The following is a 25,343-nucleotide window of genomic DNA, read 5'->3' on the forward strand; positions in this document are numbered from 1 at the left end:
TGACTGCTATGGCCCCTTCGCGAGCAAGCCCGCTCCCACATAGGGTTCCAGTGTTTTCAAGGATTGTGCTTAGCCCCGCCGATCCAGCAGATTCACCACCAACCGATCCACCCACCCCCACAACCGCTGCTTGACCCGCTTCCACAGCGGCCGACGCTGCCAGGCGTCGAGGCTGACTTGTTGGCTCTGGGCGAAGTCCCGTTCAAAACTGGCCGCTACGGCATTGCTGAGCCCTGAATCCAGGGCTTCGAGATTGGCTTCCAGGTTGAAACGCAGGTTCCAGTGGTCGAAATTGCACGAGCCAATGCTGACCCAGTCGTCCACCAGCACCATTTTCAGGTGCAGGAAACATGGCTGGTATTCGAATATTTTCACCCCGGCCTTGAGCAGCCTTGGGTAATAACGGTGCCCGGCGTAGCGCACGGACGGGTGATCGGTGCGCGGGCCGGTCAGCAGCAGGCGCACGTCGATGCCCCGGGCGGCGGCCTTGCGCAAGGAACGACGGACGTTCCAGGTCGGCAGGAAATACGGCGTCGCCATCCAGATGCGTTTCTGCCCGCTGTTCAATGCCCGGGACAATGATTGCAGGATATCGCGATGCTGACGGGCGTCGGCATACGCCACCCGCCCCATGCCCTCGCCCATCGGCGGGACACGAGGCAGGCGTGGCAGGCCGAAGTTGGACGCCGGCTTCCAGGCTCGCCGATGACGGTTGGCCAGCCATTGGCGGTCGAACAGCAACTGCCAGTCGAGCACCAGCGGGCCGACGATTTCCACCATCACTTCGTGCCAATCGCTGCGGTCGTCGAGGGGGTTCCAGAATTCATCGGTCACCCCGGTGCCGCCGACCACGGCCAGGCGCTGGTCCACCAACAACAGCTTGCGGTGATCTCGGTAGAGGTTGCGCACCCAGCGGCGCCAGCTCAAGCGATTGTAGAACCGCAGCTCCACGCCGGCCGTCGTCAGGCGATTGCGCAGGCCAAGGGTAAACGCCAGGCTGCCATAGTCATCGAACAGGCAACGCACGCGCACGCCGCGCTCGGCGGCCTGGACCAGCGCCTGGACCATCGCCTCGGCGCAGGCCCCCGCTTCCACCAGGTACAGCTCCAGCTCCACCTGTTCCTGGGCGCGGGCAATTTCCACCAGCATGCGCGGGAAGAACTGCGGGCCGTCGATCAACAGCTCGAAGCGGTTGCCTTTACGCCACGGAAATACCGGCCCGTTCATGTCAGCGCGCCGTGAAAATCAGCACCGCATTCACCGGCACCGACAGACTGATGGCCGACAAACCGGCCATGTTTTGCAGTTTTTCCAAACCCGGCGCCAAGTCGAAATCCTCCGCGTTGAGTACCACCGGTTCCAGGGTCACCACCTGGAAGCGTCGTTCATCCAGGCGTGTCGCCAACAGTTCGACGTTGTACTCATGTTGCTTGCCGTGCAGGTTCACCGTCAGCGGCAGGCGCAATTCCAACTGCGCACCGTTGGCCAGATCCTGGATCGGCGCCAAGTCGATCTGCGCGGTGACGGTGGCTTCGGCAAATTGCTTGATCTCGAACAGCTCGGCCCGCATGCGCTCGTCCCGCAGGGGAATGCCGCTGTTGATGGAGTCCAGCTCCACTTCCAGGCGCGCCAGGCCATCGGGCTGGACCTGGCCATGCAGCACCAGGAAACGTTGGACTTCGGAGACATTGCCGTTTTTGCTGCTGATGAACGACAACCGCGACGACTCGCCGTCCAGGTACCAATCGGCCTGCGCCGGCAGCGCGGCGCAAGTCAGCAGCAAGGCCGCGACAGCGTGGGAAAACAACCGCTTGAACATACACACTCGGGGGGCAGATAAACCTGTGGCGAACCTTAACCGGGCCGAGGGCGCTTGCAAACTGTCTGTTGTCACAATGGCCCTGCTTACCACATACCCCCGTGGCGAGGGAGCTTGCTCCCGCTGGGCTGCAGCCCCAAGATCGCGGCGGATTAAAGAATCTGCGAGCGCTGCGCACTCGAGCGGGAGCAAGCTCCCTCGCCACAAGAGCTGCGCAGTTTGAAAATCATTCCAACCGACACCCCTGCCGCGCTCCCACCCACCGTGCACTGTGGCTGCGCCCCAACCCACTGACGGTGACGCGTTTGGCTTCAACCGTCTCGAGAAATTCACTGATCGGCACTGCCTGTTTCACGTAGCCACGACAGTAGTCCGCCGGTTGCTCCATTACATAGCGACACGAGCAATATTCCTTGGCGGTGTAGGCACTGATGATGTCGGGAAAGGCCCGTAGCGCCACCCGCTCAAGCCAGACCCACCCCAACAGGGCAACGAGCAGCACCGACACCAGCGCGAGCAGCCACTTGCGCCTCATCGCCGCACCTGCCCGGCGAAAGCCGCCATGACTCGCTTGAGCAGTTCGTTGTGGCGGTAGCGGCCGTCGCGGTCGTCGCCGTAACGCACGATCACCAGTTTGGCGCTGGGGATGATGTACAACGCCTGGCCCCAATGACCCAGCGCGGCGAAGGTATCCTCCGGCGCATCGGGCCATGGGTGGATGGCCGGGTCAGCTGCGCGATTGAGCCACCAATGGCCGCCCGGCACGGCTTCGTCCTGGCCGGCCTGGAAATGCACGAAAGGCTCGCGGTTGAACGCGACCCAGGCCTTGGGGATCAGCTGCCGCTCGCCCCAGCGGCCGTCCCGCTGCATCAACAGCCCTACACGCGCCAGGTCTCGCGCCGTGAGGTAGGCGTAGGAAGAACCGACGAACGTGCCGCGGGCATCGGTTTCCCACGTGGCGTGACGAATGGCCAGGGGTTCGAACAGCGCCGTCCAGGGGTAATCGGGATAGCGCACCGGGCCGACGATGGTCTTCAGAGCTGCCGCCAACAGGTTGCTGTCGCCACTGGAATAACGGAACACCTGTCCCGGCGGGCCGAAGCTTTCATGCTGCGCGGTAAACGCCGCCATGTCGCGCCGTCCCCGGGTATACAGCATCGCCACCACCGAGGAGTTGAGCGGCGCGTATTCGTAGTCTTCCTGCCAATCCAGGCCCGAGGCCCAGTGGAACAGATCGGCCAGGGTCATGTCCGGGTGCTTTTCCAACGCTGGGTAGTAACGCACGACCGGATCTTGCAGGCCGAACAGCTGTTCACCGTAGGCCGCACCGAACACCGTCGCCAGCAGGCTTTTGCTGATGGACCAGGTCAGGTGTGGGGTCTCGGCGCTGGTCGGTCCAGCGTAGCGCTCGTAGACCAGCCGACCGTCCTGGATCACCAGCAGCGCGTCGGTGCGGATGCCTTGGCGGGTGGCGTCGTCCCGGGGGGCGAAGGCGTAACTCTCCAAGGCCTCGATGGCCGCGCCGCTGGGGGTCGGGCCGGTTGGCCATTGCTCACCGGGCCAGTCTTCGGCATGGGTATTGAGGGTGAATATCAGGAGCGGGATCAGGAACCAGCCTTTGAGCATGTTCGCAGGGCTCGGTGGATTGAACCTGCTGAGCCTAGCCAAGCTTGATGACAGTTTTGCGTTGTATGAGGTTTGACTGTGGGAGCGAGCCTGCTCGCGATAGCGGTGTGTCAGTGCGCTGACGTGTGACTGGTCCGGCGCTATCGCGAGCAGGCTCGCTCCCACAAGGGTTTGTCGTCAGTAGGCCGTTATCCCAGCGCCTTGGCCAACCGCTTGGCCCGCGCCCCGGCCGCCATGTCCATCACCGTTCTATCCCGCGCCCACATCTCGCGCCACGACGCAGGCCCTACCGCCAGTGCGGCATTGAGTTCGTCATCAAGCCCTTGGAACTGAGCGAACAAGCCGCCCAACAGCACATGCCCGGCCGCGCTGGAGGGGTTGTGGCGGCTGACTTCTGCGCAACCGGCCAGCAGCGCCAGCAGGCGCAACTGCAAGGCCTGGGGCCAGTCGCATTCCTGCCCCACGCCGTACAACCAGGCGCTCATGGCACTGAGCACGTATAGGTCTTCCAGGGTGCGGAACGGTTTGACGTAGGCGTCCCAACCGTCGCCGGCCAACAACTCGCACAGTGCGCCGTCGAGCAGCACGCGGCCATGGCTGATGTCTGGCATCAGGGCGATGGTGGGAAGTTTTTCCAGGGTCACGCCGGGCTCGCCGGGAAAGACCACCGCCAGGCTCAGCCGTGGCGTTTCACCGGGTGCTTCGCTGCGAGCGGCGATCAGCAGCCATTCGGCGGCGTCGCCGGCAGTGACGAAATCCTTGCGCCCGCTCAGGCGCAAGTCGCTGAGGCGGGTCTGCATGTCTGCCGGGCGCAGGCTGCGCCGTTCGGTGGCACACAAGGCGCCCAGGCTCTGCGGCGCGCTTGGCCAAAGCACCCGCAACGCCGCTTGGTAGCCCACCAGGAAAGCCAGGCCCGGCGTCGCCATCAATCGCGCGCCGGCCACCGCCAGTTCAAACGGCATCACCGGCCCCAGGCGTTGCAACAACGCGGCATAACCTTCGGCCAGGTCCGGATGGGCGGGCAGGCGCTCGCCGCGTTCGATCAGGGTTTGCCAAGGCATGAAGGGGCCTCCTGAGGGCTGTCATATAAGCATCACCAAAGCTTCATGGCGATGACACCGGGGCTACATAGCCTGACTTTGCACAACATGGCTGCATAAAGAAAGTCGATTGGCTGCAACTGAACAGCCCGCACGGAGATTCGCTATGACCCAGATCGCCCGCATCAGCGACACCGGCAATGACCGCCGCCTGCAAGCCGAACGCCTGATCGGCGCCCAAGCCTTGCAAGAAGCCCAGGCCCTGCGCTTCAACGTCTTCAGTGGCGAATTCAACGCCAAGCTCAAGGGCGCGGAAATGGGTCTGGACATGGATGACTACGATGTTCACTGCGCCCACATCGGCGTTCGCGACCTGAACACCGGCCGCCTCGTGGCGACCACCCGCCTGCTCGACCACCAGGCCGCCAGCAGCCTGGGCCGGTTCTACAGCGAAGAAGAATTCAGCCTCAACGGCCTGGTTCACCTCAAAGGGCCCATCCTGGAAATCGGCCGCACCTGCGTCGACCCGGCCTACCGCAATGGCGGCACCATCGCCGTGCTCTGGGGCGAATTGGCCGAAGTGCTGAACGAAGGCGGCTACAGCTACCTGATGGGCTGCGCGAGCATCCCGATGCAGGACGGCGGCATCCAGGCCCAGGCAATCATGCAGCGCCTGCGCGAACGCTACCTGTGCACCGAATACCTGCAAGCCGTACCGAAAAAACCGTTGCCGAGCCTGGACGTGCCGTCCAACGTCATCGCCGAAATGCCACCCCTGCTCAAGGCCTACATGCGCCTGGGCGCGAAGATTTGCGGCGAACCGTGCTGGGATGAGGACTTCCAAGTGGCCGATGTCTTCATCCTGCTCAAGCGCGACGAACTCTGCCCGCGCTACGCCCGCCACTTCAAGGCGGCCGTGTGATGAGCCGGTTGCGGGTGTACGCGCGCATCGCGCGGGTATTGCTGGTGGTGACGCTGGGCCTGAGCATGGCCAGTGTGTTCGGGCTGTTCGAGCGCCTGGGAGTGGCCAATTCCATGGTCCGCCGCCAGCGTTGGTCACGGTTCTTCATGGCACGCTTGAGTCGCGCCCTGCCCTTCTCCGTGACGGTCCACGGCCAGTTGCCGCAACGGCCGATGCTGTGGGTCAGCAATCATGTGTCCTGGACCGATATCCCACTGTTGGGCATGCTCACGCCGTTGTCGTTCCTGTCCAAGGCCGAAGTGCGCACCTGGCCGGTGGCCGGATGGCTGGCGGCCAAGGCAGGCAGCCTGTTCATCCGCCGTGGCTCGGGCGACAGCCAGTTGATCCGCAAACAGATGAGCCGCCATTTGGAACAGGCCCATCCATTGCTGATGTTCCCCGAAGGCACCACCACCGATGGGCGTTCCTTGCGTACGTTTCATGGGCGCTTGTTGTCGGCGGCCATTGACGCCGATGTCGCCTTGCAACCCGTGGCGATCCGTTACCTGCGCAACGGCGAACCTGACTCGCTGGCGCCGTTCATTGGCGATGATGACTTGCTGTCACACCTGATGCGCTTGTTTGCCAATGACCGGGGCGACGTGCACATCCACCTGCTGCAACCCATCGCCTGCCACGGCCAGGAACGCGCGGCCCTGGCGTTCCAGGCACAACAGGCGGTGCACAAGGCGTTGTTCGGCGTGACTCCGGAGAAACAGCAGGCGCCGGTGCGGCCTGCAGCGATTGCAGCTTGATCTGCAAATTTTACGAAGATCCTGTGTGGGAGCGGGCTTGCTCGCGAAAGCGGTTTAGCATTCAACGGAAATGTTGACTGTCCCACCGCTTTCGCGAGCAAGCCCGCTCCCACAGTTAGATCGGTGATGTGGTTTGGTTTTGCGCAAAGTCCTGCAATTGCGGATAGAACAACCGAAAGTCTTCGCTCAACGGTTCATAAAGCCTGACCAGTTCCTCCATCGCCCCAGCCAATTCCTCCGGCCGGGACAGGCGTCGGGAAATGCCGCGCAGTACCTGCCCCAGCACCTCGAATTTCTGATAAGACCCCAGCCAGTCATTCGCCGCCATATAAGGTGCGATTTGCGCCAGCCGCCCGGGCAACTGCGCTTCGGTGCCGAGTACCTGATAGACCCGAGCGGTGAAATCCGCCAGCGGCCCTTCGTCGTATAGCGTCCAGTCCCGAGCCAGGCAATGGTCGAAAAACACGTCGAGCACGATCCCGGCATAACGCCTGCGCACCGTGGAAAAGCGCGACAGGGCGATGTCCACCAAGGGATGGCGGTCGGTGTACATGTCGATGCGTCGGTGCAAGGCAATCGCCGCCTCGATCTGCGGATCGTACAGTCCTTGCAGCGGTCCCTTGACGAAGTCGCCGTAGAGACTGCCGAGCAATTGTTCCCGGCCAGGGCCGCCGAGGTGCAGGTGCGCGAGATAGTTCATGGGGCGCAGCTTAGCATCGACTTGCCCATATCGTTATAACCCGATATAGCGATTCGTTTGGCATTCAGATCAAATCCATATTGGAATATCGCGAAGTAACGATTTAAGGTTCGCCTCATCGCGATATAGCGTTTTACTCATTACGAGCTGCCTTCATGACCCTCGACCTCGACGACATTATCAAAGCCCTGGCGCACCCGGTCAGGCGAGACATTCTCAACTGGCTCAAAGACCCCAAGGTCCAGTTCCCGGAACAGTTGCACAACCACGAATTCGGCATCTGCGCCGGGCAGATCGACCAGCGCTGCGGCCTGTCGCAGTCCACCGTGTCGGCGCACTTGGCGGTATTGCAACGGGCGGGGCTGATCACCAGCCAGAAAGTCGGTCAATGGCATTTCTTCAAGCGCAACGAGGAAGTGATCCAGCAATTTCTCAAGCAAATGAGCCAAGAGCTCTGACCTGACAAGGACTCGACATGCCTCTCTCACTCTTCATCCTGGCCCTGAGCGCCTTCGCCATCGGTACCACCGAGTTCGTCATCATGGGCTTGTTGCCCGATGTGGCGGCCGACCTGGGCGTCTCGATACCCGGCGCCGGCTGGCTGGTGACCGGCTATGCCCTGGGCGTGGCCATTGGCGCACCGTTCATGGCGCTGGCCACCGCACGCTTGCCACGCAAGGCTGCCCTGGTGACCCTGATGGGAATTTTCATCGTCGGCAACCTGCTCTGCGCCATCGCCAGCGATTACAACGTGCTGATGTTCGCCCGGGTCGTCACCGCCCTGTGCCACGGTGCGTTCTTCGGCATCGGCTCGGTGGTGGCCGCCGGCCTGGTCGCCCCCAACAAGCGCGCTTCGGCCGTGGCCCTGATGTTCACCGGCCTGACCCTGGCCAACGTGCTCGGCGTCCCGCTGGGCACCGCGTTGGGCCAACAAGCCGGCTGGCGTTCGACCTTCTGGGCGGTGACGGTCATTGGCGTGGTGGCGCTGATCGGTCTGATCCGCTTCTTGCCGGCCAAGCGCGATGAAGAAAAACTCGACATGCGCTCGGAATTGGTCGCGCTCAAGGGAGCCGGCCTGTGGCTGTCCCTGAGCATGACCGCGCTGTTCTCCGCCTCGGTCTTCACCCTGTTCACCTACGTCGCCCCGCTGCTGGGCGAGGTGACCGGCGTATCGCCCCGTGGCGTGACCTGGACCCTGGTGTTGATCGGCCTGGGCCTGACCTTGGGCAACATCATCGGCGGCAAGCTGGCGGACAAGAGCCTGGCGAACACGCTAATGGGTGTCTTCCTCACCATGGCCGTGGTCTCCACCGTCCTGAGCTGGACCAGCGTGGCGCTGATCCCCACGGAAATCACCCTGTTCCTCTGGGCCACCGCCTGCTTCGCCGCCGTGCCGGCCTTGCAAGTCAACGTGGTGACCTTCGGCAAAGATGCGCCGAACCTGGTTTCGACGCTGAACATCGGCGCCTTCAACATCGGCAATGCCTTGGGCGCCTGGGTCGGCGGCAGCGTCATCGACCACGGCCTCGGCCTCACCTCCGTGCCCCTGGCCGCCGGTGCGCTGGCCGTGCTGGCACTGCTGGTGACGCTGATCACTTTCCGCCAGGGCGGCAATGCCGAACTGGCTACGGCAACTCGTTGACTATTAATCCCTTCCACTTTTGAGGTTGTATTTCATGGCGACTATTTTCGACCCGATCAAACTCGGCGATATCGAGCTGAAAAACCGTATCATCATGGCTCCGCTCACCCGCTGCCGCGCCGATGAAGGCCGTGTGCCCAACGCCCTGATGGCCGAGTACTACGTACAACGTGCCTCCGCCGGCCTGATCCTCAGCGAAGCGACTTCCGTCACGCCGATGGGCGTGGGCTACCCGGATACCCCGGGCATCTGGTCCAACGACCAGGTGCGCGGCTGGAGCAACGTGACCAAGGCGATCCATGGCGCCGGCGGCAAGATATTTCTGCAACTGTGGCACGTCGGCCGGATCTCGCATCCGTCCTACCTGAACGGCGAAGCGCCGGTGGCGCCGAGCGCCATCCAGCCCAAGGGCCATGTCAGCCTGGTGCGCCCACTGGCCGATTACCCAACCCCACGCGCACTGGAAACCGCTGAGATCGCCGATATCGTCGATGCCTACCGTGTGGGCGCCGAGAACGCCAAGGCCGCCGGTTTCGACGGCGTGGAAATCCACGGTGCCAACGGCTACCTGCTCGACCAGTTCCTGCAAAGCAGCACCAACCAGCGCACCGACAACTATGGCGGCTCCCTGGAAAACCGTGCCCGCCTGTTGTTGGAAGTGACCGACGCGGTCATCGAGGTCTGGGGTGCCGGCCGGGTTGGCATGCACCTGGCGCCACGCGCCGACTCCCATGACATGGGCGATGAGAACCGTCTGGAGACGTTCAGCTACGTAGCCCGCGAGCTGGGCAAGCGCGGCATCGCCTTTATCTGCTCCCGCGAGAAGGAAGGCGACGACAGCATCGGCCCGCAACTCAAGCAGGCATTCGGCGGCGTGTACATCGCCAACGAACGTTTCACCAAGGACAGCGCCAACGCCTGGCTGGCCGAGGGCAAGGCCGATGCCGTCGCCTTCGGTGTGCCCTTCATTGCCAACCCGGACCTGCCGGCACGCTTGAAGGCCGATGCACCATTGAACGAGCCGCATCCGGAAACCTTCTACGGTAAAGGGCCGGTAGGTTATATCGATTACCCGGTACTGTAAGTTCGTAAACCGGCCTTGTGAAAAAGCCCCGCCTCGAAAGAGCCGGGGCTTTTTTCATATTCGCAGGCTGCATGTGCATTCGGACTTTTCAGCCATCGAAACACCAGATAACAACATGACACTTATTCAGCATGGATTCATTTGCACAACAGGACTAATAATAAACCCACACAACAACCCACTCACGCAATGGATTCAATCGACACTGACCAAACAATAATTTCACGCCTACAAAAGCGACACCCAAAGTTCTATTAATCAATTATCAGGCAGGCTTCAGCAAGCCTCGCTGTCAAGGAAGACGCATGACAATCAATATGAAAAAAAGCTTCACGCTCGCCCTGCTACTCGGCCCCATGGCAGTTGCCACCAGCCAGGCGAACACGGCCATAACCGTGGAGGTCGTGAACAATACTTCCCACGCTTTGGAAATGACAAACTTTCTAAGTGAGTTACCAACGTCCCCGGACTTCTCCTTGAGCAATTTCGATATCGCTGCCAAAACAAGCGACGAACTTTATTTCCTTCATAACAGGCGATATACCTACCCCGCCGCCGGCTGGCAACCAACGCTTAGAAAGATCAAACCGATCGAACTGGTTCTGTCCTACCAAATGAGCGACTTCAACTTTGGCTGTCAAATGCAAACTCGGTTTGAAGCGCCCATCGGTTTTGGCGTGTTGGAGTCCAGTTACCGACCAAACTGGAAAAGCAGAACCGCGTATACCGGCAATGGCGAATACACCTGCCGATCACTGATTTCGCAAAAGATGCTCGAACCGCCGTTCAATTACACCGTGAGCCTGATCATCGAATAGCCCAGGGCGCAAGCAATCTTCGGTGCCTGCGCAGCCCCGTGCATGAACAGGCCATGATTGCCCTGCACGATGGCGACGCGCGCTGTCAAAGTGCCCACGGTTCATCTATAAGTATTCTGCCGGGTCCAGAGGCCCGGCGGAGTCGTTGCCGAGCAGCTGCTATTGACACAAACCGACGCAATTAAGCATTTTGTTTCATTTGCGCAGGCTAGGGCTCTGACGCAGCATATCCAGCCCGATCTCCACCCAGCGCTCAGCCTCACCGGCCAACGCGAAGCTGTCGGGGGCCAGCAACCACTGGTAGAGGATGCCATCGATGTAGGCATGCACGGCAATCGCCGCCCTTTCGGGATCCAGGTCTTCCGGCAACTGGCCGCGATTCACCGCATTGCGCAACGACAAGGCAATACGCACATTACAGTCGAGGCTGACCTGGCGCCGCTGCTGGCGCAGATCGCACATTTCATCGGTGAATTCGCACTTATGGAACAGAATTTCATTAATGCGCCGGGTCTTCGGGTCCAGGGCCACCTGTTGAAACAACCGCACCAACAGCTTGCGGACACAGCCCAGCGGGTCCAGCTCTTCCTCATTTTCACTGGCACGTGCCAGGTCATCGAGCGGCTCATGCAAGGTATCGAGCATGGCCTGGAGCAAGTCGGCCTTGTTGCTGAAGTGCCAGTAGATGGCTCCTCGCGTCACGCCGGCCAGCGTCGCGATATCTGCCAGGGTCGTGCGCGCCACGCCTCGCTCGAAAAAGGCTTTTTCAGCCGCTTCGAGGATCTGGCTGCGAGTCTCCAGGGCTTCCTCTTTGGTACGACGGACCATGGCAGTAACACCTCAATCAGGATGCATCAGCAATGCGTAAGGATCAGCTGAATAAAAATGAGGCAACGTTTTCCGGAACGCGTCCCCGACCTGCACAGGCCTTTGTCAGGCTTTTGTAAATACGGATGGTACGCAATTTGGCTGTTTACAAACAACCATGTACGTAAGTATATTTCTTAGCATCCTACTAATTGTGTATCTCGCTCTTTTTTCACCTTCCACTTTTCGAGTGCGCCTGTTGCGCGCCTGGACCCGAGGATTTCCATGCAATTCAAGCCAGCTGTTACCGCTCTGGTCACTGCCATCGCCCTGGCATCGCTGCTCAGCGGATGCAAAAAGGAAGAGGCGGCGCCTCCCGCACCCACCCCTCAGGTCGGCGTCGTAACCCTCAAGACCCAGCCTTTCACCCTGACGTCCGAGCTGCCAGGGCGCACCAGTGCGTTCCGCGTCGCCGAAGTTCGCCCGCAGGTCAACGGCATCATCCTCAAGCGCCTGTTCAAGGAAGGTGCTGACGTCAAGGCCGGTCAACAGCTGTACCAGATCGACCCGGCCGTGTACGAAGCGACCCTGAAAAGCGCCGAGGCCAACCTGCGGTCCACCAAGTCAATTGCCGATCGTTACCAGCAACTGGTCAACGAACAAGCAGTGAGCCGCCAGGAATACGACACCGCCGTGGCCAATCGCCTGGAATCGGAAGCCAACCTGCAGACCGCCCAGATCAACGTGCGCTACACCAAGGTCTATGCACCGATCTCCGGTCGCATCGGCCGCTCTTCGGTCACCGAGGGCGCATTGGTCAGCAATGGCCAGGCAGACGCCCTGGCAACCATCCAGCAACTGGACCCGATCTACGTCGATGTCACGCAAAGCTCGGTGGAGCTGCTGCAACTGCGCCGCGAGCTGGAAAGCGGTCGTTTGCAGAAGGCGGGTGACAATGCCGCCATGGTCAAGCTCACCCTGGAAGATGGCAGCCAGTATCCACACGAAGGCAAGCTGGAATTTTCCGAAGTGTCGGTCGACCAGACTACCGGTTCGGTGACCTTGCGCGCCGTGTTCCCCAACCCAGACCACACCCTGCTGCCGGGCATGTTCGTCCACGCGCAGTTGCAGGCCGGTGTGAACAGCGCGGCGATCCTGGCACCGCAGCAAGGCGTGACCCGCGACCTCAAAGGTATGCCGACCGCCCTGGTGGTGGGCCCGGACAACAAGGTGGAACTGCGCCAGCTCAAGGCCAGCCGTACTGTCGGCAGCCAATGGCTGATCGAAGACGGGCTCAAGGCCGGCGATCGCCTGATCACCGAAGGGTTGCAATACGTACGGCCAGGGGTGGAAGTCAAGGCCACCGAGGCCACCAACGTCAATGCCAAGAACCCGGCCCCCGCTCAGGCAGCTGATAAAGCAGCCGGCGGCAAAGGGGAGTAAACCATGTCGAAATTTTTTATCGACCGTCCGATCTTCGCCTGGGTGATCGCCCTGGTGATCATGCTGGTCGGGGCCTTATCGATCCTCAAGTTGCCGATCAACCAGTATCCGAGCATTGCGCCGCCCGCCATTGCGATCCAGGTGACCTACCCGGGTGCGTCCGCGCAAACCGTGCAGGACACCGTGGTGCAGGTCATCGAGCAGCAGCTCAACGGGATCGACAACCTGCGTTATGTATCGTCGGAAAGTAACTCCGACGGCAGCATGACCATCACCGCGACCTTCGAGCAGGGCACCAGCTCCGATACCGCGCAGGTCCAGGTCCAGAACAAGCTGAACCTGGCCACTCCACTGTTGCCGCAGGAAGTGCAGCAACAGGGTATCCGTGTGACCAAGTCAGTGAAGAACTTCCTGATGGTGATCGGCGTGGTATCGCGCGACGGCAGCATGACCAAGGACGACCTGTCCAACTACATTGTGTCCAACATGCAGGACCCGATCTCGCGCACCGCCGGTGTTGGTGACTTCCAGGTCTTCGGCGCCCAGTATGCGATGCGGATCTGGCTCGACCCGGCCAAGCTGAACAATTTCAACCTGACCCCGGTGGACGTTAAAACTGCGATTGCCGCGCAGAACGTCCAGGTATCGTCCGGCCAGCTCGGCGGCCTGCCTGCCCTGCCCGGCCAGCAACTCAACGCCACGATCATCGGCAAGACTCGCCTGCAGACCGCCGAGCAGTTCAAGGCGATCCTGCTCAAGGTCAACCCGGACGGCTCGCAAGTGCGCGTCGGTGATGTCGCCGATGTCGGCCTGGGCGGTGAAAACTACAGCGTCAGCGCCCAGTTCAACGGTGCCCCGGCGTCGGGCCTGGCGGTAAAACTGGCCAACGGCGCCAACGCCCTCGACACGGCCAAGGCGCTGCGCAAGACCATTGACGATCTCAAGCCGTTCTTCCCGCAAGGCATGGAAGTGGTGTTTCCGTATGACACCACGCCGGTGGTGAGCGAATCGATCAAGGGTGTGGTTGAAACCCTGGTCGAAGCAATCGTGCTGGTGTTCCTGGTGATGTTCCTGTTCCTGCAGAACTTCCGCGCCACCATCATCACCACGATGACGGTTCCGGTGGTGCTGCTGGGTACCTTCGGGATCCTTGCGGCATTCGGTTTCAGCATCAACACACTGACGATGTTTGGCATGGTGCTGGCCATCGGCTTGCTGGTGGACGACGCCATCGTCGTGGTGGAAAACGTCGAACGGGTGATGAGCGAAGAAGGCCTGTCGCCCAAGGAAGCCACCAAGAAATCCATGGGTCAGATCCAGGGTGCCCTGGTGGGTATCGCCCTGGTGCTCTCGGCGGTACTGTTGCCGATGGCGTTTTTCAGCGGCTCCACCGGCGTGATCTACAAGCAGTTCTCCATCACCATCGTCTCGGCCATGGCCCTGTCGGTGATGGTGGCGTTGATCTTCACCCCGGCGCTGTGCGCCACTATGCTCAAGCCGATTCCGAAGGGTGAGCACGGCACGCCGAAACGCGGTTTCTTCGGCTGGTTCAACCGTACCTTCGACCGGGGCGTCAGGAGTTACGAGCGCGGCGTGGGCAACATGCTCAAGCACAAGGCGCCGTACCTGCTGGCCTACGTGATCATCGTGGTCGGCATGGTCTGGCTGTTCACCCGCATCCCAACTGCGTTCCTGCCGGAAGAAGACCAGGGCGTACTGTTTGCCCAGGTGCAGACGCCGGCCGGCTCCAGTGCCGAGCGTACCCAAGTGGTGGTGGACAAGATGCGCGAGTTCCTGCTGCGTCCGAGCAAGGACGGCGGTGAAGGCGATGCCGTGGCGTCGGTGTTTACCGTGACCGGTTTCAACTTCGCCGGTCGTGGCCAAAGCTCCGGCATGGCGTTCATCATGCTCCGGCCATGGGACGAGCGTAACGCCGACAACAGCGTGTTCAAGCTCGCAGCGCGTGCCCAGCAGCACTTCTTCACCTTCCGTGACGCGATGGTGTTTGCCTTCGCTCCGCCAGCGGTTCTGGAACTGGGTAACGCCACCGGCTTCGACGTGTTCCTTCAGGACCGCGCTGGCATCGGGCACGACAAATTGATGGAGGCTCGCAATCAGTTCCTGGGCATGGCATCCCAGAGCAAGATCCTCTCCCAGGTGCGTCCGAACGGTCTGAACGACGAGCCGCAATACCAGCTCGAAATCGATGACGAGAAGGCCAGTGCGCTGGGCATCACCTTGTCGGACATCAACAACACCCTGTCGATTGCCCTGGGCAGTAGCTACGTCAACGACTTCATCGACCGCGGTCGGGTGAAGAAGGTGTACGTGCAAGGCCAGCCGGGTGCTCGCATGAGCCCCGAAGACCTGAAGAAATGGTACGTGCGCAACAGCAGCGGGACCATGGTGCCGTTCACCGCGTTCGCCAAGGGCGAGTGGGTCTACGGTTCGCCGAAACTGGCCCGCTATAACGGCGTTGAAGCGATGGAAATCCTCGGTGCCCCGGCTCCGGGTTACTCCACCGGTGAAGCCATGGCCGAAGTCGAAGCCATCGCCAAGAAGCTGCCGGCCGGTGTCGGTATCTCCTGGACGGGCCTGTCCTACGAGGAGCGCTTGTCGGGCTCCCAGGCACCCGCGCTGTACGCTTTGTCGCTGCTGATGGTTTTCCTGTGCCTGGCGGCGCTGTATGAAAGCTGGTCGATTCCGATCGCGGTGATGCTCGTGGTGCCGTTGGGTATCATCGGTGCGCTGATGGCAACCAGCCTGCGCGGCCTGTCCAATGACGTGTACTTCCAGGTGGGCCTGTTGACCACCATCGGCCTGGCGGCGAAAAACGCCATTCTGATCGTGGAATTCGCCAAGGAACTCCATGAAGAGGGCCGGACACTGATGGAAGCTGCCATCGAAGCCTGTAGGATGCGTCTGCGACCGATTATCATGACCTCCCTGGCGTTCGTCCTCGGCGTGGTGCCGCTGGCGATTTCCACCGGCGCCGGCTCGGGCAGCCAGCACGCCATCGGTACCGGCGTGATCGGCGGTATGTTGACCGCTACGATTCTGGCAATCTTCTGGGTGCCCCTGTTCTTTGTGACTGTGTCATCGATCGGTCGCCGCAAAAATGCCGACCAGGACGACACTCCTGAAACTTCTAAAGAGGCTGGCCAATGAGCAAGTCGCTCCTCTCCCTGACTATCGCCGCCATCGTGCTCAGCGGTTGCTCGCTGATTCCCGACTATCAGCGGCCCGAAGCACCGGTCGCGGCGCAGTACCCGCAAGGGCCGGCCTACGAGTCGGCCAAGGCGCCCGGCCAAGCCGCCGCCGAGCAGGGCTGGAAACAGTTTTTCCATGACCCGGCGTTGCAGCAACTGATCCAGGTCGCCCTGGAAAACAACCGCGACCTACGTGTCGCGGCGCTGAACATCGATGCTTATGCGGCGCAGTACCGCATCCAGCGGGCAGACCTGTTCCCGGCGGTCTCGGCCACCGGCTCCGGCAGCCGCCAGCGCGTACCGGCACGGGCTTCGCAGACCGGCGAAGCGGGGATCAGCAGTTCGTATTCGGCGACCTTGGGCATCAGCGCCTATGAACTGGACCTATTCGGCCGGGTTCGCAGCCTGAGCGAGCAAGCGCTGCAAAGCTACTTCGCCACTGAAGAAGCCCGGCGCAGCACCCAGATCAGCCTGGTGGCCAACGTCGCCAATGCCTACCTGACCTGGCAGGCCGACAAGGAACTGCTCAAGCTGACCCAGGAAACCCTCGGGGCCTACGAGCAAAGCTTCAAGCTGACCTCGCGCAGCGCCGAAGTCGGCGTTGCCTCGGCCCTGGACCTGAGCCAGGCCCGCACGGCAGTGGAAAACGCCCGTGTGCAACTGGCCCGCTACACCCGCCAGGTCGCCCAGGACGAGAACAGCCTGACCCTGCTGCTGGGCACCGGCCTACCGGCCAACCTGCACTCGCAACCGCTCAGTGATGACCTGCTGAGCGAAGTGCCGGCCGGCCTGCCATCGGACCTGCTGCAACGTCGCCCGGACATCCTCCAGGCCGAACGCAACCTGCTGGCCGCCAACGCCAACATCGGCGCCGCACGGGCCGCGTTCTTCCCGAGCATCAGCCTGACGGCCAACGCCGGCACCCTGAGCCCGGACCTGTCCGGCCTGTTCAAGGGCGGTTCGGGTACCTGGACCTTCGCCCCGCAAATCAACCTGCCGATCTTCAATGCCGGCAGCCTGCGGGCGAGCCTGGACTACGCGAAGGTCCAGAAAGACATCAACGTCGCCAATTACGAGAAGTCGATTCAGACCGCGTTCCAGGAAGTCTCCGACGGCCTGGCAGCACGCCAGACCTACAACGAACAGTTGCAGGCCCAGACCGACTTCGTCGCCGCCAACCAGGACTACTACCGCCTGGCCGAACGTCGCTATCGCATCGGCGTCGACAGCAACCTGACCTTCCTCGACGCCCAACGCCAGTTGTTCAGTGCGCAACAATCGCTGATCACCGACCGTCTTGCGCAACTGACCAGCGAGGTCAATTTGTACAAGGCACTGGGCGGCGGCTGGAATGCCGAGACGGGCAAGAACGAGCCGGTGAAAGAAGAAGCGCCAGAGACGAAGCTGTTCTGATTGACGCTTGAAATGCTGAAACACGAAGCCCACCGAAAGGTGGGCTTTTTTGTTTGTGTCTGCTTCAACTCCGACTTGGCGAACGCGGGTCGACGATATCCAGCGCACGATTAGCCAACAATTCACTCAGCTCGATCATCTGCGCCACGCCGAGCGCGACATGCCGCCGCGAGCCCTCCAACTCGAACGCCAGGTCACTGACCATGGCATTGGCCGAGGCCAGGGTTTCGCTGAGATTGGCCAGTAGACATTCGGTGTCGATGGTATCGATGACGGTGAAAACTTGGGTTGAGGTTTTGGGTTTAGGATCAGTGGGGGTGCCCAGATGGTAATCGAGTGCTCGGTCTGCGGCCTCTTGGAGCTTTTCCGGATCGGGGGCGTTGTAGGGGAAGGTGCTCTCTGATGGCGAAGAAGAATGATGTTTTTTCATAACGGCGCTCCTGCATCAACTGGAGCCCGAGACGTGGGTCCGGGCGCTGGCGCCTAACGAATTCGGCGGGCTTGCAGTCCCGATCGCTGAATTGGCAGCGACCCAAACAAGCTAGAGATTCCGCTTCCGAGCAGCAACCTTAAAACCTCGTCGGAAAATTCGCCGCGTCTGTCAGACCGGCCACAAACTCTGTGGGAGCAAGGCTTGCCCGCGATGGCGGCCTGACAGCTGGCCTTGCTCTTGTTGACGGGGTACATATCCATTCCTGCGGTAACGGCTGCTTAGGGTTCCGCCCTGAAGGCGGCTCACTTTTGAGAAGCGCAAAAGTAAGCAAAACGCTTTTGCCCCACCACTCGGTGCCTCGCTAGGGCTCGGCATGCCCGCCCTCCGGCATTGCTCCGTGGGCCGCCGCGAAGGGCCATCCATGGCCCAGCGCGGCTACCTCGGCATCCATGCCGAGGTGCCCACTGCGCAATGCCTGCGTGCGGCCATCGTGGTTAACGGGGCGCCCGAGATCAACGTCCACCACGAGGCGGCCTAGTAGCCGACCTGGTTCTTGATGGGGACCGTGTTCCTCCTGTAGGAGCGAGCCTGCTCGCGAAGAGGCCGGCAAATTCAACATCTTCACCGACTGTCATACCGCCTTCGCGAGCAAGCCCGCTCCCACAAATTTGGATCGGAGTACGACCGGGAGAGCCAGGTCGGCTCTAAGGCCGCCTCGTGAGCAAGCTTTGCTCCCACAGATCTGACAGGTGTACGACCAGGAGAGCCAGGTCGGCTACTAGGCCGCCTCGCGGTGGACGTTGATCTCGGCGCCCCGTTAACCACGCTGGCCGAACGCAGGCATTGTGGAGTGGGCATCCCGGCATGGATGCCGGGATAGCCGCGCTGGGCCATGGATGGCCCTTCGCGGCGGGCCCACGGAGCAATGCCGGAGTGAGGGCACACCGAGCCTAAGCGAGGTGCCGAGTGGTGGGGCAAAAGCGTTTTGCTTACTTTTGCGCTTCTCAAAAGTGAGCCGCCGTCAGGGCGGAACCCTAAGCAGCCGTTACCGCAGAAATGGATATGTACCCGATCAAAAAATCTTGATCAGCCGTAAGGCCGCCTTCGCGAGCAAGCTCGCACACAGGCTCTTCATCCAGCCAATCGATCTTTTTGCTGTTCGATAATCGCCCAAAACCCGCAAACCGCAATTGAATCGATCAAGGCCGGCCCGTCACCATCGCTCGCACAAAACCAATAACAACAGGTCCGACGCCATGCCCCCGCGCCCCGCCTCACCAGGCTGATCCCCGGTCGCCCTAACGCCCCTGGCTCCACCCTTACCGCCAGCACCTCAACAGTGCGGCAACGACTCGCTTCGTCCACAAAAAATAGAGACAACACCCATGAAGCCCACACAGCACTTATTCCCCAGCCTCATCGCCGTCGCCCTGACCAGTACCGTCCTGCCCGCCCTGGCCGCGGAATCAGGGTTTGTCGAAGACGCCAAGGCCACGCTGAACCTGCGCAACTTCTACTTCAACCGCAACTTCACCAACCCGAACAACGCCCAAGGCAAAGCCGAGGAGTGGACCCAGAACTTCATCCTCGACGCCAAGTCCGGTTTCACTCAGGGCACCGTCGGTTTCGGTGTGGACGTGCTGGGCCTGTACTCGGTCAAGCTCGACGGCGGTCGTGGCACGGCGGGTACGCAGTTGCTGCCGGTGCACGACGACGGGCGCCCGGCCGATGATTTCGGTCGCCTGGGTGTAGCCCTGAAGGCCAAGGTCTCGAAAACTGAGCTGAAGGTCGGCGAATGGATGCCAGTCCTGCCGATCCTGCGCTCCGACGATGGCCGTTCCCTGCCACAAACCTTCCGTGGCGGCCAGGTGACCTCCACCGAAATCAACGGCCTGAGCCTCTACGGCGGCCAGTTCCGTGGCAACAGCCCGCGCAACGACGCGAGCATGGAAGACATGTCGATGAATGGCCGCGCCGCCATCACCTCCGACCGTTTCAACTTCGGCGGCGGCGAATATGCCTTCAACGAAAAACGCACCCAGGTCGGCGTCTGGTACTCGGAACTGTCCGACATCTACCAGCAGCAGTATTTCAACCTGACCCACAGTCAGCCCATCGGCGACTGGACCCTGGGTGCCAACCTCGGCTACTTCATCGGCAAGGAAAACGGCAGCGCCCTGGCCGGCGACCTGGACAACAAAACCGCGTTCGCCATGCTCTCGGCCAAATACGGCGGCAACACCTTCTACGTCGGCCTGCAAAAAGTCAGTGGCGACAACGCCTGGATGCGCGTCAACGGCACCAGCGGCGGCACGTTGGCGAACGACAGCTACAACTCCAGCTACGACAACGCCAAGGAAAAATCCTGGCAATTGCGCCACGACTTCAACTTCGCCGCCGTCGGCGTACCGGGCCTGACCCTGATGAACCGCTACATCAGCGGTGACAACGTGCACACCGGCGCTATCACCGACGGCAAGGAATGGGGCCGTGAAAGCGAACTGGCTTACACCGTGCAGAGCGGCGCATTGAAAAGCCTGAATGTGAAATGGCGTAACTCGACCATGCGTCGGGACTACAGCACCAATGAGTTCGATGAGAACCGGTTGATCATCAGCTATCCAATCAGCTTGCTGTAAAAACCAACAGCGCGTGGCGCTGCTAATCGCTGTGGGAGCGGGCTTGCTCGCGAAGGCGCAGGTACATTCAACATCATCGCCACCTGACCCACCGCTTTCGCGAGCAAGCCCGCTCCCACAGGGGATTGGTGGCGGTCTTAGGTTCGGGATTCTATCCCGAGCTCATCCCACACCGACTCAGCCAAATGAAACGTAGCATTGGCCGCCGGGATGCCGCAGTAGATGGCGCTCTGCATGATCACTTCCTTGATCTCGCTGCGGCTCACCCCATTATTGGCCGCAGCGCGCAGGTGCAGCTTGAGTTCTTCGTTGCGGTTCATGCCGATCAGCATGGCGATGGTGATCAGGCTGCGGGTGTGCCGCGGCAGGCCCGGGCGGGTCCAGATGTCGCCCCAGGCGTGGCGGGTGATCATTTCCTGGAATTCGCTGTTGAACTCGGTCAGGGCATTGAGGCTGCGATCGACGTGGGCATCGCCCAGCACCGCGCGGCGCACTTGCATGCCTTCGTCGTAACGTTGTTTCTCGTCCACAAAAAACTCCTCAGGCGCGGCTGGAATCGAGCAGGAAATCCAGCACCCGCGTGCTGAACGCAACGCCGGCCTGGACGTTGGACAGGTGCGCGGCACGGAATTCGGCGTACTCGGCCCCGCTGACCCGCGCCTGGATGAAGTGCCCACCCGACGGCGGCGTCACCGCATCTTCAGTGCCGGCCACGACAAGAAGCGGCACGCGGATCGATGACAATTGCTCCTGGAAATCAGCATCACGCACGGCCGCACAGTTGGCCGCGTAGCCTTGGGGCGAGGTGGCAGCAAGCATATCGGTGATCTGCTTCACCTTCGCAGGTTGGGCCTCGGCAAAGTCCGGGGTAAACCAGCGGCCAATCGAAGCATCCCGCAACGCCACCATCGCCGCCGGGCCGTCACGCAGCACCGTTTCGATGCGCGGGTTCCACACTGATGGGTCGCCGATCTTGGCAGCGGTGTTGCACACCACCAATTTATGCAGACGCTCACCTGCGTTGATCCCCAGCCACTGGCCGATCAACCCGCCCATGGACAATCCACAGAAATGCACCTTGTCGATGTTCAACTGATCGAGCATTGCCAGCACGTCGTGGCCCAGTTGCTCGATGCTGTACGGCCCGTCAGTGACCAGCGATTGACCATGCCCGCGGGTGTCGAAGCGCAACACACGAAAGTGTTCGCTGAACGCTGCGACCTGTTCGTCCCACATGTGCAGGTTGGTGCCCAGGGAATTGGAGAGCAGCAGCACCGGGGCATCTTGCGGCCCGTCGAAACAATAATTCAGTTCGCCCTCGGCGAGTTTGACGAATCCCACAACAATCTCCTTTCAGGCAGTGAAGGCAAGGTGTTCGGCCACTGCTCGGGCGACCCAGGTCTGGGCTTGGCCGAGGTAATGGGCAGGGTCGAGCAAATGATCGAGTTCGGCAGCAGACAGTTGTGCGGTGACTTCGGGTTCATCCCCCAGTACCTGCCGCAAATGGCGTTGTTCGGCCACGGCGCGTTTGCAGCATTGCTCCAGCAGATGGTGCGCGGTGTCGCGACCTACACGCTGGGCCAGGACGATGCTCACGGCTTCGGCCAGCACCAACCCTTGAGTCAGTTCCAGATTGCGGGCCATGCGCGCCGCGTCGACTTCCAGCCCCTCGGCCAACAGCCGTGACTGCTGCAAGGCGCCGGACACCAGGCAGCAGATTTCCGGCAGGGTTTCCCATTCGGCGTGCCACAGGCCCAGGCTGCGCTCGTGCTCCTGGGGCATGGCGCTGAACAGCGTCGATAACAGGCCAGGCACCCGCGTCGCCGCGCCGATCAGCACCGCCGCGCCCACGGGATTGCGCTTATGGGGCATGGTCGACGACCCGCCCTTGCCCGGCGCCGACGGCTCGAACGCTTCGCCGGCCTCGGTCTGCATCAACAGGCTGATGTCGCGGCCCAGCTTGCCCAGGCTGCCGGCGATCAACCCCAGCACCGCGCCGAACTCCACCAGGCGGTCGCGCTGGGTGTGCCACGGCTGCTCAGGCAGGTCCAATTGCAGCTCGGCGGCCAAGGCTTCGGCAACGGGCAGCGCCTGTTCGCCCAATGCCGCGAGGGTTCCGGAGGCGCCGCCAAATTGCAGCACCAGCAAGCGCGGCTTGAGTTCTTTCAAACGCTGGCGACTGCGGGTGATTGCCCCCAACCAACCGGCGATCTTCATGCCCAGGGTCACCGGCGTAGCGTGTTGCAGCCAGGTTCGCCCGGCCAGCGGCGTGGCGGCGTAGCGTTCCGCTTGTTGGGCCAGGGTGGCGGCCAACTGCGCCAACTCGCCTTCGATCAAGCCCAGGGCCTGGCGTAATTGCAACACCAGCCCGCTGTCCATCACGTCCTGGCTGGTGGCGCCCAGGTGCATGTAGCGCTCGGCTTCAGCGTCCTCGGCGGCAATGCGTTTGCCCAGCGCCTTGACCAACGGAATCGCCGAATTGCCGGCGCTGGCGATCGCTTCGCTCAATGCCGAAAAGTCGTAGAGCTGGGCACGACAGGCCCCTTCGATCGACGCCACCGCGCTTTGGGGAATCAACCCGACCCGCGCCTCGGCCCGGGCCAATGCCGCCTCGACATCGAGCATGGCCTGGACCCGACCCGCGTCGCAGAACACTTCGCGCATGTCGCGGGCGGTGAAGTAGGCATCGAACAGCTGATTGCCCGGTCGTTCGCTCATAAAACTGTCCTTGGAAAGTAGATGTCCTGTGGCCAGAGATTGCGGTGGCCACAATGACTCAAACGAGCCCTAAGTGATCAAGTGGATTCAAAGGTCATGGTGCAGATACGCCGGTTGCTTGGGCAGGCGCAGGCTGAACAGGAACGCCACCACCATCATCACCGTGACATACCAATAAAAGGCGTTCTCCATGCCCTGGGCCTTCAGGCTCAAGGCAACGTACTCTGCCGAGCCGCCAAAAATCGCATTCGCCACCGCGTAAGCCAACCCTACCCCCAGCGCGCGCACTTCGGGTGGAAACATTTCCGCTTTCACCAGGCCGCTGATGGAGGTGTAGAAACTGACGATCGCCAGCGCCAACGTGATCAGGACAAACGCCAGGAACGGGCTGCTGATGCTTTTCAAGGTCAGCAGGATCGGGACGGTGCACAACGCGCCCAGGCCCCCGAACCAGAGCATGGAGTTACGCCGGCCGATCTTGTCCGCCAGCATGCCGAACAGCGGCTGCATGCACATGTACAGGAACAGCGCGCCAGTCATGACGTAACTGGCGGTCTTGGCGTGCAGGCCGGCAGTGTTCACCAGGTATTTCTGCATGTAAGTGGTGAAGGTGTAGAAAATCAACGAACCGCCGGCGGTGTAGCCCAGCACGGTGATGAACGCCGCCTTATGGTCGCGAAACAGCGCCGCGATGCTGCCGGCGTCCTTGTTCTCACGCATTTCCTTACTGCTGGTTTCCTTCAGGGAACGCCGCAGGAACAGGGAAATCAGCGCCGCCACGGCGCCGACCACGAACGGGATTCGCCAGCCGTAGGCGCGCAGTTCGTCTTCGTTGAGAAACTGCTGCAAGATCACCACCAGCGACACCGCCAACAGCTGCCCGCCGATCAGCGTCACGTACTGGAACGAGGCAAAAAAACCGCGCTGGCCCTTGAGGGCCACTTCGCTCATGTAGGTGGCGGTGGTGCCGTATTCGCCACCGACCGACAAACCTTGCAGCAGGCGCGCGAGCAGCAACAGCACCGGCGCCCAGACGCCGATGTCTTTGTAAGTGGGCAGGCAGGCGATGAGCAACGAGCCGAAGCACATCATCAGCACCGAAATCATCATGGAATTCTTGCGTCCGTGACGGTCCGCCACCCGGCCGAAAATCCAGCCGCCGATGGGTCGCATCAGGAAGCCGGCGGCAAATACACCGGCCGTGTTGACCAGTTGCACGGTGGGGTTGTCCGACGGGAAAAACGCCGGTGCGAAATAGATCGCGCAGAACGCATAGACGTAGAAGTCGAACCATTCGACGAGGTTGCCGGAGGAGGCACCGACGATAGCGAAGATGCGCTTGCTGCGTTCTTCGCCGGTGTAGTGGCTGGTTGGGGTGGTCATGGATTATTCACTCGTTGGGGAATGCACAAAGTCTAGACATACTTTGAAACAGACCCGTTCCACAAACAGGCGTTGCCTGTACTGACGCCATCGCGAGCAAGCTCGCTCCCACAGGGTTCATGCCACTTTCGAGGCCCTGTGGACTCCTGTGGCGAGGGAGCTTGCTCCCGCTCGGCTGCGAAGCAGTCGTAACCCGGCCATGAGGTCATCCTGACACACCGAGTCGCCGGTCTTGGGCTTGCTGCGCAAGCCAGCGGGAGCAGGCTCCCTCGCCACAGGGGGCCAATCAATAGTCGAAGAACACCGTCTCGGCATCCGTGCCCTGCAGGACCACGTTCCACTGGTACACACCCGAAGCATCAGGCTTGGCCACGATGGTGTCGCGGCGCTCCTCGGGCACGCAGGCCAGCAGCGGGTCGGTTTCGTTGGCCTGTTCGCCATCGAAATAGATCCGCGTCAGCAGATGTTTGACCAACCCACGAGCGAACACCAGCACCACCAAATGCGGCGCCTGGGTTGTTCCCCCCAGGCCCGGTACGGTGCCCGGCTTGATGGTGGTGAAGCGAAAGCGCCCTTCGGCGTCCACCGGCACCCGACCGAAGCCTTCGAAATGCGGGTCCAGGGGTTTGTCCTGGTCATCTTCCGGATGGGCATATTTGCCGGCGGCATTGGCCTGCCAGACTTCCAGCATCGCGTCGTTGACAAATTGGCCGTTGCCGTCGATCACTTGCCCGGTGATTGCCACACGCTGGCCGAGGGTTTGCGCGACGGTCAGATCTTCACGGTTCAGCCAGGTCAGGCCGATGTGATAGTAAGGGCCTACGGTGTGGGATGTGGTGGCGGTGAGCGTCAT

Annotated in this window: 23 protein-coding genes; 10 read left to right on the plus strand and 13 right to left on the minus strand. The window is 61.6% G+C overall.

What is annotated here, in order from left to right:
* Positions 1–69 precede the first annotated feature (69 nt).
* The 5 genes from PFLQ2_RS07515 to PFLQ2_RS07495 all read right to left on the minus strand — a co-directional run bounded on the left by PFLQ2_RS07515 (position 70) and on the right by PFLQ2_RS07495 (position 4,506).
* Positions 70–1,227, minus strand: a complete 1,158-nt coding sequence (locus PFLQ2_RS07515) for a phospholipase D-like domain-containing protein (RefSeq protein ID WP_003184446.1) — start codon at positions 1,225–1,227, stop codon at positions 70–72.
* A gap of 1 nt (position 1,228) precedes the next feature.
* Entirely contained in the window at positions 1,229–1,819 is a 591-nt protein-coding gene (locus PFLQ2_RS07510; protein ID WP_003184448.1) for a YceI family protein, read from the minus strand.
* Positions 1,820–2,045: 226 nt separating this feature from the next.
* Positions 2,046–2,354 (minus strand): hypothetical protein, encoded by a 309-nt coding sequence (locus PFLQ2_RS07505; protein WP_003184450.1) that lies wholly within the window; start codon positions 2,352–2,354, stop codon positions 2,046–2,048.
* Complete coding sequence (locus PFLQ2_RS07500) at positions 2,351–3,445, minus strand: serine hydrolase domain-containing protein (protein ID WP_003184454.1); 1,095 nt, start codon at positions 3,443–3,445, stop codon at positions 2,351–2,353. Before PFLQ2_RS07500 ends, PFLQ2_RS07505 begins: the two co-directional genes overlap by 4 nt.
* Positions 3,446–3,633: 188 nt before the next feature.
* On the minus strand, positions 3,634–4,506 hold the full coding sequence (locus tag PFLQ2_RS07495) for a hypothetical protein (RefSeq protein WP_003184456.1): 873 nt from the start codon (positions 4,504–4,506) through the stop codon (positions 3,634–3,636).
* Positions 4,507–4,651: 145 nt separating this feature from the next.
* Here PFLQ2_RS07495 and olsB point away from each other — a divergent pair, with 145 nt between their 5' ends.
* On the plus strand, positions 4,652–5,407 hold the full coding sequence (gene olsB / locus PFLQ2_RS07490; protein WP_003184459.1) for an L-ornithine N(alpha)-acyltransferase: 756 nt from the start codon (positions 4,652–4,654) through the stop codon (positions 5,405–5,407).
* Positions 5,407–6,201: a lysophospholipid acyltransferase family protein gene (locus PFLQ2_RS07485; protein ID WP_003184461.1), complete on the plus strand. Its 795-nt coding sequence runs from the start codon at positions 5,407–5,409 to the stop codon at positions 6,199–6,201. Before olsB ends, PFLQ2_RS07485 begins: the two co-directional genes overlap by 1 nt.
* Before the next feature lie 115 nt (positions 6,202–6,316).
* Here PFLQ2_RS07485 and PFLQ2_RS07480 read toward each other — a convergent pair whose 3' ends face one another.
* Complete coding sequence (locus PFLQ2_RS07480) at positions 6,317–6,901, minus strand: ACP phosphodiesterase (protein ID WP_003184463.1); 585 nt, start codon at positions 6,899–6,901, stop codon at positions 6,317–6,319.
* 155 nt (positions 6,902–7,056) lie between these two features.
* Between PFLQ2_RS07480 and PFLQ2_RS07475 the strand changes: the two genes are divergently transcribed.
* The 4 genes from PFLQ2_RS07475 to PFLQ2_RS07460 all read left to right on the plus strand — a co-directional run bounded on the left by PFLQ2_RS07475 (position 7,057) and on the right by PFLQ2_RS07460 (position 10,445).
* Positions 7,057–7,359 carry an ArsR/SmtB family transcription factor gene (locus PFLQ2_RS07475; protein ID WP_003184465.1) on the plus strand — a complete coding sequence of 101 codons (303 nt, stop codon included), beginning with the start codon at positions 7,057–7,059 and terminating at the stop codon, positions 7,357–7,359.
* A 17-nt stretch (positions 7,360–7,376) separates the two neighbouring features.
* Complete coding sequence (locus PFLQ2_RS07470) at positions 7,377–8,543, plus strand: MFS transporter (RefSeq protein WP_003184467.1); 1,167 nt, start codon at positions 7,377–7,379, stop codon at positions 8,541–8,543.
* 34 nt (positions 8,544–8,577) lie between these two features.
* On the plus strand, positions 8,578–9,627 hold the full coding sequence (locus PFLQ2_RS07465; protein WP_003184469.1) for an alkene reductase: 1,050 nt from the start codon (positions 8,578–8,580) through the stop codon (positions 9,625–9,627).
* A 305-nt stretch (positions 9,628–9,932) separates the two neighbouring features.
* A complete protein-coding gene (locus PFLQ2_RS07460) occupies positions 9,933–10,445 on the plus strand; it encodes a hypothetical protein (RefSeq protein ID WP_003184472.1) in 513 nt (170 codons plus the stop codon).
* A gap of 195 nt (positions 10,446–10,640) precedes the next feature.
* Here PFLQ2_RS07460 and PFLQ2_RS07455 read toward each other — a convergent pair whose 3' ends face one another.
* On the minus strand, positions 10,641–11,273 hold the full coding sequence (locus tag PFLQ2_RS07455; protein WP_003184474.1) for a TetR family transcriptional regulator: 633 nt from the start codon (positions 11,271–11,273) through the stop codon (positions 10,641–10,643).
* A gap of 264 nt (positions 11,274–11,537) precedes the next feature.
* Here PFLQ2_RS07455 and PFLQ2_RS07450 point away from each other — a divergent pair, with 264 nt between their 5' ends.
* The 3 genes from PFLQ2_RS07450 to adeC are packed head-to-tail and all read left to right on the plus strand — an operon-like array spanning position 11,538 to position 17,317.
* Complete coding sequence (locus PFLQ2_RS07450; RefSeq protein WP_003184476.1) at positions 11,538–12,695, plus strand: efflux RND transporter periplasmic adaptor subunit; 1,158 nt, start codon at positions 11,538–11,540, stop codon at positions 12,693–12,695.
* Between the two features lie 3 nt (positions 12,696–12,698).
* The gene (emhB, locus tag PFLQ2_RS07445) at positions 12,699–15,863 is read left to right on the plus strand and encodes an efflux RND transporter permease subunit EmhB (protein ID WP_003184477.1); all 3,165 of its coding nucleotides are present in this window, start codon (positions 12,699–12,701) and stop codon (positions 15,861–15,863) included.
* Entirely contained in the window at positions 15,860–17,317 is a 1,458-nt protein-coding gene (gene adeC, locus PFLQ2_RS07440) for an AdeC/AdeK/OprM family multidrug efflux complex outer membrane factor (protein ID WP_003184479.1), read from the plus strand. The genes emhB and adeC overlap by 4 nt, the downstream gene beginning before the upstream one ends.
* A 64-nt stretch (positions 17,318–17,381) precedes the next feature.
* Here the strand turns inward: adeC and PFLQ2_RS07435 are convergent, their stop codons facing one another.
* Complete coding sequence (locus PFLQ2_RS07435) at positions 17,382–17,747, minus strand: DUF6124 family protein (protein ID WP_003184482.1); 366 nt, start codon at positions 17,745–17,747, stop codon at positions 17,382–17,384.
* Between the two features lie 1,388 nt (positions 17,748–19,135).
* On the opposite strand from PFLQ2_RS07435, the gene PFLQ2_RS07430 reads away from it, so the two are divergent.
* Positions 19,136–20,389: an OprD family porin gene (locus tag PFLQ2_RS07430; protein WP_003184485.1), complete on the plus strand. Its 1,254-nt coding sequence runs from the start codon at positions 19,136–19,138 to the stop codon at positions 20,387–20,389.
* Between the two features lie 137 nt (positions 20,390–20,526).
* Here PFLQ2_RS07430 and pcaC read toward each other — a convergent pair whose 3' ends face one another.
* From pcaC to pcaG, 5 genes are all read right to left on the minus strand, one after another.
* Positions 20,527–20,919 carry a 4-carboxymuconolactone decarboxylase gene (gene pcaC / locus PFLQ2_RS07425; protein WP_003184487.1) on the minus strand — a complete coding sequence of 131 codons (393 nt, stop codon included), beginning with the start codon at positions 20,917–20,919 and terminating at the stop codon, positions 20,527–20,529.
* Positions 20,920–20,929: 10 nt separating this feature from the next.
* Entirely contained in the window at positions 20,930–21,730 is an 801-nt protein-coding gene (gene pcaD, locus PFLQ2_RS07420) for a 3-oxoadipate enol-lactonase (protein WP_003184489.1), read from the minus strand.
* Positions 21,731–21,742: 12 nt separating this feature from the next.
* Positions 21,743–23,107: a 3-carboxy-cis,cis-muconate cycloisomerase gene (locus PFLQ2_RS07415; protein ID WP_003184491.1), complete on the minus strand. Its 1,365-nt coding sequence runs from the start codon at positions 23,105–23,107 to the stop codon at positions 21,743–21,745.
* 87 nt (positions 23,108–23,194) lie between these two features.
* Positions 23,195–24,490: an MFS family transporter gene (locus tag PFLQ2_RS07410; protein WP_003184493.1), complete on the minus strand. Its 1,296-nt coding sequence runs from the start codon at positions 24,488–24,490 to the stop codon at positions 23,195–23,197.
* A 286-nt stretch (positions 24,491–24,776) separates the two neighbouring features.
* Positions 24,777–25,343, minus strand: a complete 567-nt coding sequence (gene pcaG, locus PFLQ2_RS07405; RefSeq protein ID WP_003184495.1) for a protocatechuate 3,4-dioxygenase subunit alpha — start codon at positions 25,341–25,343, stop codon at positions 24,777–24,779.

The organism is Pseudomonas fluorescens Q2-87 (assembly GCF_000281895.1).
Classification (GTDB): Bacteria; Pseudomonadota; Gammaproteobacteria; order Pseudomonadales; family Pseudomonadaceae; genus Aquipseudomonas; species Aquipseudomonas fluorescens_S.